Origin of the sequence: Methanobrevibacter sp., assembly GCF_045577275.1 — an archaeon.
Classification (GTDB): domain Archaea; phylum Methanobacteriota; class Methanobacteria; order Methanobacteriales; family Methanobacteriaceae; genus Methanobrevibacter.
In genome coordinates this window covers 1-9990 of record NZ_JAZNIB010000133.1, presented here as the reverse complement: position 1 = coordinate 9990, position 9990 = coordinate 1, and the positions used below count along the sequence as shown (strand labels likewise).

Annotated in this window: 9 protein-coding genes; all 9 read left to right on the top strand. The window is 33.3% G+C overall.

Annotated elements, in window-relative coordinates; genetic code table 11:
- Positions 1-1167 (top strand): DUF3100 domain-containing protein (locus ACKI67_RS04190; protein ID WP_407462137.1); only part of this gene is annotated, 1167 nt, incomplete at its 5' end.
- A 385-nt stretch (positions 1168-1552) separates the two neighbouring features.
- Entirely contained in the window at positions 1553-2827 is a 1275-nt protein-coding gene (locus tag ACKI67_RS04185) for a DUF3100 domain-containing protein (protein WP_407462135.1), read from the top strand.
- 248 nt (positions 2828-3075) lie between these two features.
- On the top strand, positions 3076-4473 hold the full coding sequence (locus ACKI67_RS04180) for a DUF3100 domain-containing protein (RefSeq protein WP_407462134.1): 1398 nt from the start codon (positions 3076-3078) through the stop codon (positions 4471-4473).
- A gap of 136 nt (positions 4474-4609) precedes the next feature.
- A complete protein-coding gene (locus ACKI67_RS04175) occupies positions 4610-6037 on the top strand; it encodes an MmgE/PrpD family protein (RefSeq protein ID WP_407462133.1) in 1428 nt (475 codons plus the stop codon).
- Between the two features lie 70 nt (positions 6038-6107).
- Positions 6108-6983, top strand: a complete 876-nt coding sequence (locus tag ACKI67_RS04170) for a peptidase (RefSeq protein WP_407462138.1) — start codon at positions 6108-6110, stop codon at positions 6981-6983.
- A gap of 82 nt (positions 6984-7065) precedes the next feature.
- The gene (locus ACKI67_RS04165; protein ID WP_407462132.1) at positions 7066-7950 is read left to right on the top strand and encodes a fumarate hydratase; all 885 of its coding nucleotides are present in this window, start codon (positions 7066-7068) and stop codon (positions 7948-7950) included.
- Between the two features lie 136 nt (positions 7951-8086).
- Positions 8087-8926: a citryl-CoA lyase gene (locus ACKI67_RS04160; protein ID WP_407462131.1), complete on the top strand. Its 840-nt coding sequence runs from the start codon at positions 8087-8089 to the stop codon at positions 8924-8926.
- A 35-nt stretch (positions 8927-8961) separates the two neighbouring features.
- On the top strand, positions 8962-9468 hold the full coding sequence (locus tag ACKI67_RS04155) for a nitroreductase family protein (RefSeq protein ID WP_407462129.1): 507 nt from the start codon (positions 8962-8964) through the stop codon (positions 9466-9468).
- A 110-nt stretch (positions 9469-9578) separates the two neighbouring features.
- A complete protein-coding gene (locus ACKI67_RS04150) occupies positions 9579-9926 on the top strand; it encodes a hypothetical protein (RefSeq protein ID WP_407462128.1) in 348 nt (115 codons plus the stop codon).
- Positions 9927-9990 lie beyond the last annotated feature (64 nt).

Here is a 9990-nt window from a genome sequence, read left to right as displayed (position 1 = left end):
ATGGGTTTAATTCTCTATTTGGCAAAACCATTTAAGTATATAGATCTTGAGCAAGCTAAAGTGGCTGAAGGGGTTATGGTTTTACTTATTGGTGTTTTGCTCTGTAAATTGGCTATTTCAAGTGGTCAATCCATCGGCCTTATTTTTCAGGTAGGGCCTGCTTTGGTTTTGCAGCTTTTAGGTGACTTAGGTACTCTTATTGCATTGCCTGTTGCTTTGCTCTTAGGTTTCAGAAGGGAAGTTATAGGTATGGCCAGTTCCATATGTCGTGAACCTAACTTAGGAATCATTATTGACAAATATGGATTCAATTCTCCGGAAGCACGTGGAGTATTGGCTATTTTCGTAATAGGATCAATTATCGGTACCCCTTATATCAGTTTCCTCTCAAGCATATGTGTTTCACTCATACCGTTCCATCCCTATGCATTTGCAATGGCATCTGGTATAGGCAGTGCAAGTATGAATGCTGCTGCATTGGTTCCGTTAGTGCATACTTATCCTACTATGGCAACTCAATTGGAAGCTTTTGCAGGATGCAGTAATATTCTTTCATTCTGTTTAGGAATTTACATGTGTATGTTTATTTCCTTGCCTCTTGCAGAAAGGCTCTATAAATGGTTGTCTCCAAAAATAGGTAAAGGAAATGCACATATCGATGATGGCTATGTTCCTGATGAGGTTCATGAGGATGAGGATGTCATTGACGATTTGAGTATAGGCAAACTTAAAAGATGGGCTGCATTGCTTTTCGGTTTTTCAGTTATCGTAGCAGTTGGAAATGTTGTAGGGTATCATACTTCATTTGTTGATTCATTTATTGCGATGATTATCATTTCAATCATTACAATCATAGGTATGTCTCTTGAAAGGATTTTTCCAGTTCACATTCCATCAATTATATTTATAAGTTTAATTGGTCTCTTTGTAGCTATTCCTGGTGTTCCTACCGCCGATTTCTTGGCTCATTATGTTTCTCAAGTTGAATTGACAACTATATGTACAGCATTCTTAGGATATGTTGGTATTGCAATCGGTAAGGATTGGGAAGAGTTCAAGAGAATCGGTTGGAGAGGAGTCATTGTTGCTTTAATTGTAATCACTGGAACTTACCTCGGTTCTGCAAGTATTGCAAACTTGACTTTATTTTTAACAGGAATGATTTAATAAATCATTTTTTTCATTATTTTTTTATTTTTAAACAATTTTTATTTTTAAATTATTTTTTCTATATTCTATTCATTAAATACTTATTCTTAATTCTTATTAAATATGTTACATAATATTGGCACTTATTTAACCTGGTTACATATTATTTGTCATTATTTATCACTATTAATCATTATTTATCATTTTTGAGGAAAAAATAGATTAGTTTATAAGTAATAAACTAAAAACTAGAATTAAAAGACTTTTTTTTAATTAAGAAAATATTATTAATATAATTGGGAGTGATTTTATTACTGATCAATCTTCACATCCATATAGGGAAAAAACTGATAGGGCGATAAAGAAGAGACCTCCATGGAAGGAGTATAATTTACATATTGTCGTGTTTATTTTAGTTATTATTTCAATGTTCATTGGAGTAAAAGAGATTAAGATAACAGATACTATCAGTGTTTTACTATTGCCATTGATCTATGCATTAGTTATGGGATTAGGTCTTTATTTGGCAAAACCTATTAAGTTTGTAGGCAGTAAGCAATCTAAGGTTGCTGAAGGGGCTATGGTTTTATTCATTGGTGTTCTAATTGCTAAATTAGCTATTTCAAGTGGACAATCCATTAATATTATTTTTCAGGTAGGTCCTGCATTGATTTTACAGCTTTTAGGTGATTTAGGTACCCTTATTGCATTGCCTGTTGCTTTGCTTTTAGGATTTAGAAGAGAAGTTATAGGTATGGCAAGTTCCATTTGTCGTGAACCTAACTTAGGAGTTATCATTGATAAATATGGTTTCAAATCCCCTGAGACTCGTGGGGTTTTAGCTATTTTCGTAATTGGATCAATTATAGGTACTCCTTATATCAGTTTCCTTTCAAGCATATGTGTTTCACTCATACCATTCCATCCATATGCATTTGCAATGGCATCAGGTATAGGTAGTGCAAGTATGAATGCTGCAGCATTGGTCCCATTAGTACATACTTATCCAGCTATGGCTACTCAATTGGAAGCTTTTGCAGGATGCAGTAATATTCTCTCATTCTGTTTAGGAATTTACATGTGTATTTTCATTTCCTTGCCTATTGCAGAAAGATTGTATAAATGGCTATCCCCAAGAATAGGAAAAGACGATGAGCATACCATTGATGATGAGTATGCTATTGAAGGGGTAAAGGATGATAAATATGCCTCTTCAGAGGATTTGACTTCAGGTAAGCTTAAAAGATGGGCTACTTTCCTTGTAATATTTTCATTTATCGTCGCTATTGGAAATTTTGTAGGTTATAAAACCCCAATAAGCGATGTATTCATTGGAATGCTCTTGATTTCACTCATTACAATTATAGGAATGTCTCTTGAAAGGATTATTCCATGGAATATCCAATCAATCATTTATATAAGTTTAATCGGTATCATTGTGGCTATTCCTGGTGTTCCAACTGCTGACTTTATAGTTCATTATGTTTCCCAAATCGAATTGACTACAATCTGTACCGCATTCCTGGCTTATGTTGGTATTGCAATCGGTAATGATTGGGAAGAGTTCAAGAAGATCGGTTGGAAAGGAATCATCATTGCCATGATTGTAATTACTGGAACTTACCTTGGTTCTGCAAGCATTGCAAATGTGGTTTTAATGTTAACAGGAATGATTTAAGAAATCTATCTTCAAAATCATCCATTTGTTTTCTTTTTTTATTTTTAATTATTTTAATTATTTTAATTATTTTAATTATTTTTTAATTATTTTTTAATTATTTTTTTAAAATTTTTTTTTAAAATCCCAATCAAATTTGGTATAATTTGTTATATTAGATTTATTTTCTAAAAATCAAAATAGATTAGTTTATAAATAATAAACTTAAAATCTATATCTGTAAATTATTATACTATGTTAAGTTTTTAATGACACAGTTATTAAGGCGGGATTTTATCACTGATAGTCAACAACATCCATTTAGGGAAAAAACTGATAGGGCAATTAAGAAGAGACCTCCATGGAAGGAGTATAACTTACACATTGTTGTATTTCTATTGGTTATTATTTCAATGTTCATTGGAGTTAAGGAGATTAAAATTACAGATGCCATAAGTGTCTTATTATTGCCATTGATCTATGCGCTTGTTTTAGGATTGGCTCTTTATCTCGCAAAACCTATTAAGTTTGTTGGGCCTAAGCAATCTAAAGTGGCTGAAGGTGCTATGGTTTTATTCATAGGTGTCTTAATCACTAAATTGGCTATTTCAAGTGGTCAAGCAATATCCAGTATTTTTCAGGTAGGTCCTGCATTGATTTTACAGCAAATAGGTAATTTAGGAACTCTATTGGCATTGCCTATTGCACTGCTTTTTGGTTTCAGAAGGGAAGTTATCGGTATGACCAGTTCAATTTGTCGTGAACCTAACTTAGGTGTCATTATCGATAAGTATGGTTTCAAATCCCCAGAGACTCGTGGAGTTTTAGCTGTTTTTGTTATTGGATCCATTCTTGGTACTCCATTCATCAGCTTTTTATCAAGTATTAGTGCTTCACTTATTCCTATGCATCCATATGCTTACGCTATGGCTTCAGGTGTAGGTAGTGCAAGTATGAATGCTGCGGCTCTTGCTCCATTGATGCATATGTTCCCATCAATGGCTACTCAATTGGAAGCATTTGCAGGATGCAGTAACCTTCTTTCATTTTGTTTCGGAATTTATATGTGCATATTCGTTTCATTGCCTATTGCAGAAAGGATGTATGATTGGCTAGCTCCCCATATATTAGGACATGAGGAGATAATAAGCATTGATGATGATTATGTCATTGAAGAGGCAAAGCATGATGAATATGCAACTACAGAAGGATTGACTTTAGGTAAGCTTGAAAGATGGGCCACTTTCCTAGTGATATTTTCATTTATTGTTGCGGTGGGAAATTACATAGGATTCCATACTTCAATAATTGATGCATTCATAGGAATGCTATTGATTTCACTCATTACAATCATAGGTATGGCTCTTGAAAGGATTATTCCATGGAATATTCAAGCAATCATTTATATAAGCTTAATAGGTATTATAGTAGCTATTCCTGGTGTTCCAACTGCTGACTTTATAGTTAGTTATGTTTCCCAAATCGAATTGACTACAATCTGTACTGCATTCTTGGCTTATGTAGGTATTGCAATCGGTAACGATTGGGAAGAGTTCAAGAAGATTGGTTGGAAAGGAATCGTCATTACCTTAATCGTTATTTCAGGGACTTACCTTTGTTCTGCAGCTATTGCTCATATAACTTTAGTGGCTACAGGAATGGTATAATTAAATTCTTTTTTTAATATTTTTTAATCTTCAATCTTTCACTTTTTTTAAATTTTTCAATCATATTCATTTACTTAATTCTTTTTTTTTTTTAAATTGTATCAATTTATTATATAGTAATTATAAAAATAAGATTATGATTATTAATCAATTGTCTGAATATTTGATTCATTTAAGATATGATGATATTCCTAAGGAAGCTATTGAAAAGGCTAAATCATGTTTCATTGACTATTTGGCAGTTTATCTAAGAGGTTTAGAGAGTGATAATGCTCAAATAGCCATTAAAACCATTTATGAATTATATGGCAATGATTTTAATTCCTTAAATAAAGGATTCATAAATGGAATTGCTTCACATAGCTTGGATTTGGATGATGGCCATAGATGGGCACAATTGCATCCTGGTTCAGTTGTATTTTCAACAGTTTTGGCATTGATATCAGATAGGAATTTGGAATTGGATATCACATCTGAAGAGTTTCTTGAAGCGGTCATTGGAGGATATGAAATAGCTATCGCTCTTGGAATGCTCGTCAATCCAGATCATAGAAATCAAGGATTCCATAGCACTGGAACAATAGGTGCATTTGCTGCTGGAGCAGTAGCATCAAAGCTTTTAAAATTGAATAAGGAGAAAACAGAACACTGTTTTGGCTTATGTGCAACCCAGTCATCAGGACTTCTTGAAGCAGATCATGCAGGAACTATGGGAAAATCATTGCATGTTGGAAATGCAGTTTACAATGGAATACTGTCAGCATATCTTGCTAAAAATGGATTTACAGGTGCTGAATCATTAATTGATGGAAAAGAGGGATTCATAAAAGCCATGGCTTCAGATTTATTTGATAGGCATTGTGATGATAATGGCAATTTAGATGATTCAAAATTATCCCAGTTCATTGATATGAATTTAAACAAATTCCATATAAACAATGTCTATTTAAAGAAATATCCATTCTGCAGACATATTCATTCGGCAATTGATTCAACTTTAGCTTTAAAGAATGATTTGAAAGATTTGAAAGATTCAAATAATTTGAAAATTGACTGTTCAGACATCTCTTCAATTGATATAGAAACATATAAGATTGCAAGTGAGCATGACAATTATACTCCTAAAAATGAACAGGACTTAAAGCAATCATTGCCTTATGCAGTAGCTATTGCATTGGTTTTAGATGATTTGAGCTTGGATTCAATAGATGAATTGATTGACAATGGCCTTTTTGATGAAAAATCATCTGATAAGGACATTTTAAAGATAAAAGAAATTGTAAGCAAGATCAATATTGATAACAATGAAAAATTGAATCAAATGACTCCAGAAAAAAGACCATCTAAAGTAACAATAAAGTTCAGTGATGATTCATATGAAATCTTGGAGGAAACCACTTATTATCCATTGGGAGAAGTGGAAAATCCTTTAAAAGAAGAGGGTATTTTAGATAAATTCAAACTTTTAAATCCTAAGTTTAATATGAATAAGTTACAAATAATTAAACATATGGAAGATTATTCAATTCAAGAAGTTTTTGAAGAATTGGATTTATTAGATTAAAATTCTTTGATTTAAAAATGATATTAATTAAATATTATCAAATAATTAATTATAAAAAGTGATTTTTATGATGGATGAAACTAAAAAATCATTGGAGAAGTTAGGAATTAATGAATTACATGATGATTATGTATCTAAAAAGAGATTTGAAGATGGGGGACAATATAGATTTGAAGTTCCAGGAATACAAGGTCCTTCTGCACTTGAATCTCTTTTAGAGGCTTCCAATGATTATGACTTAACAATTCATAGGGCCACTCAAACCAAAGGAATCATGTTTTTATTGGATGATGAAATAAGCAAAATGGTTGATTTGGCTCAAGATGCAAATATGCAATTGTTTTTAGCTGTTGGTCCAAGGGCTCCTTATGATACAAGCGCTACTGTCCAAACTGAAGAGGGAAAACGTATAGGATACAGGTTAAGAGGTTACAATAACCTTGTTTATGCTATTGAAGATGTTAAAAGAGCAGTTGATTTGGGAGTTAGAGGCATCTTATTATATGATGAAGGATTGCTTTATGCTCTTTCTAAAATGAGAGATGCAGGAGAACTTCCTAAAGACTTGCTGTTTAAGTTGTCTGCTCATGCAGGCTGTTCCAATTCTGCTTCAGCAAAGCTATTTGAATCAATTGGATTGAACTCACTTAATCCTGTAAGAGACCTTCAGATTCCAATGTTGGCATCATTGCGTGATGCAATAGATATTCCAATTGACATCCATACTGAAAATCCAAAGTCAACAGGAGGATTCATACGCCATTATGAAGTTCCTGAAATGATTAAGGTGGCAAGTCCAGTCTATTTAAAGACAGGAGGATCCGTTGCAAAGCATCATAGTTGGGATACAACTGAAAAGGAAGCTCGCCAAAGAGCAAAACAAGTTGCTTTAATTAGGGATTTGATTGAAAGACATTATCCTGATGCTATAATGAGTAAATTATAATGAAAATAAATGAAAATAAATAAGAATAAATAAAAATAATTGTTTTTATTCGTTTTTTCTAATTAAGATTATTGTTGATATTATGGATTTGATTGAAAAGGTTCAGGATGCAGTTGTAAATGCAGGCAGTTCATATAGTGAAGACAGATTAGCTGCTTATGAAAATGCTCTAAAATTGGAAAAGGAGCTAAATAATGAAAATGCAGTTTGGGCCTTGGAACAGATGATTGAAAACTTTAAGGTAGCTAATGAAAAGAAGCTTCCATTATGTGATGATACTGGAATTCCACATGTCTTGATTGAAATAGGAGAGAAAAGGGAAATTCCTAAAGGATTTTTCAATGAAATCAATATAGGTATTGCACAAGGACTTGATAAACTACCAGGAAGGCCAATGGCAGTTAAAGGAAATGATATTGAACGCATTGAGCAATCACAAGGTTTATACAATGAGTCCCATATGATGAAGCCCGCATCCTTTTTAATTGAAGAGAAAGATGAATCCTCTTATGGAAGACTGATTGGTGTGGATGAAGATAAGATAAGAATCACAATTCTATTGGAAGGTGGAGGTCCTGAAATAAGGGCAAAGACCTATAGGGTTTTCCATAAACGAGACTCAAATATAGTTTTCGGTGAAGCTTTGGATTGGCTAAAGGAATCATTGGCTATGTTGGGCTGCACACCTTCAATTCCAGCTATTGGAGTTGGAAGAACCCACTTTGAGGCGAATTCGTTGATGCTTAGGGCAATGGCTCATGGTAATCTGAACAATCAGTCTGAAATAGAGAAATACATAACAGAGGAGTTAAACAAGACAAACATTGGCCCTTTAGGACTTGGAGGTAAGACAACGGTACTTGGCTCTTTTGTCAATATTGGCTCTCAAAGGGCAAGTGGAGTAAGAATAGTGGCAACAAGGCCTGCATGTTTTGTAGAGCCAAGAGTTTCAAGCTTTGAATTTTAGTTTTTCAAGTTAATGAAATAGAATTAAATATTAGAAAAAATTATATTATATCAAGTTTAATTAAGATTATTGATATTGATTATTAATTATTGATTGTCAGATTATAGATTATTTATGATTATTTAAGGAGACTATTATGAACGAAAATCCAAAACCTGGTAAAAATGGTTTTAAATTCCCTGAACATAGCATTAAAACTAAGATAACTGATGTAAAGCCTAATGAATTGGTTACTAGAGGTTATAATCAGGAAGATTTAATCTCTAATCTTAGCTTTGCAGAGATGGTATTTCTACTCCTTAGGGAAAGATTGCCAGATGAGAGGGAATCCAAGATCTTTAACCATATCCTTGTTTCATTTTGCGATCATGGTGTAACTCCTCCAAGCACACAGTCTGCAAGATTGATAGCATCATCAGGTGCAAATATCAATAATGCTGTTGCAGGAGGATTGCTGTCCTTTGGTAAAAACCATGCAGGAGCTATTGAAAAGGCAATGGAATTATTCCAGGAATCAATCAGCTCATTAAACCTTGAAGAAACTGCTGATGAGGATATAAATAGGAAAATAGCTGGGAAAGCTATTGAAATTGTAGACACTTACCAGTCTGAATCCAAAAGAATACCTGGATATGGCCATAGGTATCATGATAAGGATCCTCGTGCAGTGAGGTTATTGGATTTGGCTGTTTTGGAATCTTCTATTGGTCCACATACAAAATTGGCTCTTGTAATCGAGAGCATATTATCCGAAAGGAAAGGAATTTGCTTAAATGTGGACGGGGTCAATGCAGGGTTGCTTTCTGATTTAGGCTTTGACAGCTCTTTAGGTTTAGGCATATTCATGATTGGAAGACTCCCGGGACTTGTAGCTCATGCCTATGAAGAGATGGAAGAGGAAGAGAAATTCAGACGCTTCTGTGATTTGGAAGACATCGTTTATGAAGGTTTTAAGAATAGAGACATTAATGAATAATAATTATCATAATTACCCTTTATGGAGAAATAAACATGGAATTTTTTGATGTAATTGAACAAAGATACAGTATGAGAGGATTTGAAGACAAGGAAGTTGAGCAAGAAAAATTAGACATGATATTAAAAGCTGCTCAACTTGCTCCAACTGGAGTTAACTTCCAGCCTTTTAAGGTAATTGTAATTGACACTAAAAAGTATAAGGAAGAATTGAAAGGAATTTACAGTCCTGATTGGTTTACACAAGCACCAATTGTCCTTTGTGTAGTCGCTTCTAAGGAAAAGGCTTGGACTAGAAAGTATGATGACAAGAACATTGCAGACATTGATGCAACCATTGTAATGACACATATGATTCTTGCAGCTGAGGATCTTGGCTTGAACACATGCTTCATTGCAGCATTCAAACCTGATAAGGCAAGAGAATTCTTGGCTTTGGATGATGAATGGGAACCTGTATTGTTCACTCCATTAGGTTATGGAAATGCAGAACCAAGAGACACTCCTAGAAAACCTATTGAAGAGTTGGTCATTTACAAATAATATTATTTGAGAATTGATACGAGAATTGATAGGGAATTGATACGAGAATTGATAGGGAATTGATAGGGAATTGAACGAGAATTGTTTATAAAAAAACTTAAGTTGATACTATGAGAATTACAAAAAAGTCAATTATTCTACTAGCTTTTTCAGTTATCCTAATGGTTTTAGGATTATGGAATTATGTTGATGCAAACCCAGTAACTTACGATGTCATAGCTTCAAGTGTTGTGCTTATTGTAGTTGGATGGACACTTGCAATGTCTGTTTTTGAACCTAGCTGGACTAAGGCAGCTATTTTCATTGATGGGTTAATCTTTGTTTTGGTAGGTATTACCTTCCTATTAATGCCATATAATCTCATCTTCATTTGTTTTGGTATTATTTTGCTTGTAATTGCAATTGCAGCATATATGGGAAAATTACCTAAATCTTTCTTAAGATTATTCCATAAATAATTAAAATTTTTTAATTATTTTTTAATTATTTTTTTAAAATTTTTTTTTAAAATCCCAATCAAAT

Coding starts and splice junctions, on each gene's coding strand:
- ACKI67_RS04180 (WP_407462134.1), top strand. CDS start 3,076: ATGACACAGTTATTAAGGCGGGATTTTATCACTGATAGTCAACAACAT.
- ACKI67_RS04175 (WP_407462133.1), top strand. CDS start 4,610: ATGATTATTAATCAATTGTCTGAATATTTGATTCATTTAAGATATGAT.
- ACKI67_RS04170 (WP_407462138.1), top strand. CDS start 6,108: ATGGATGAAACTAAAAAATCATTGGAGAAGTTAGGAATTAATGAATTA.
- ACKI67_RS04165 (WP_407462132.1), top strand. CDS start 7,066: ATGGATTTGATTGAAAAGGTTCAGGATGCAGTTGTAAATGCAGGCAGT.
- ACKI67_RS04160 (WP_407462131.1), top strand. CDS start 8,087: ATGAACGAAAATCCAAAACCTGGTAAAAATGGTTTTAAATTCCCTGAA.
- ACKI67_RS04155 (WP_407462129.1), top strand. CDS start 8,962: ATGGAATTTTTTGATGTAATTGAACAAAGATACAGTATGAGAGGATTT.
- ACKI67_RS04150 (WP_407462128.1), top strand. CDS start 9,579: ATGAGAATTACAAAAAAGTCAATTATTCTACTAGCTTTTTCAGTTATC.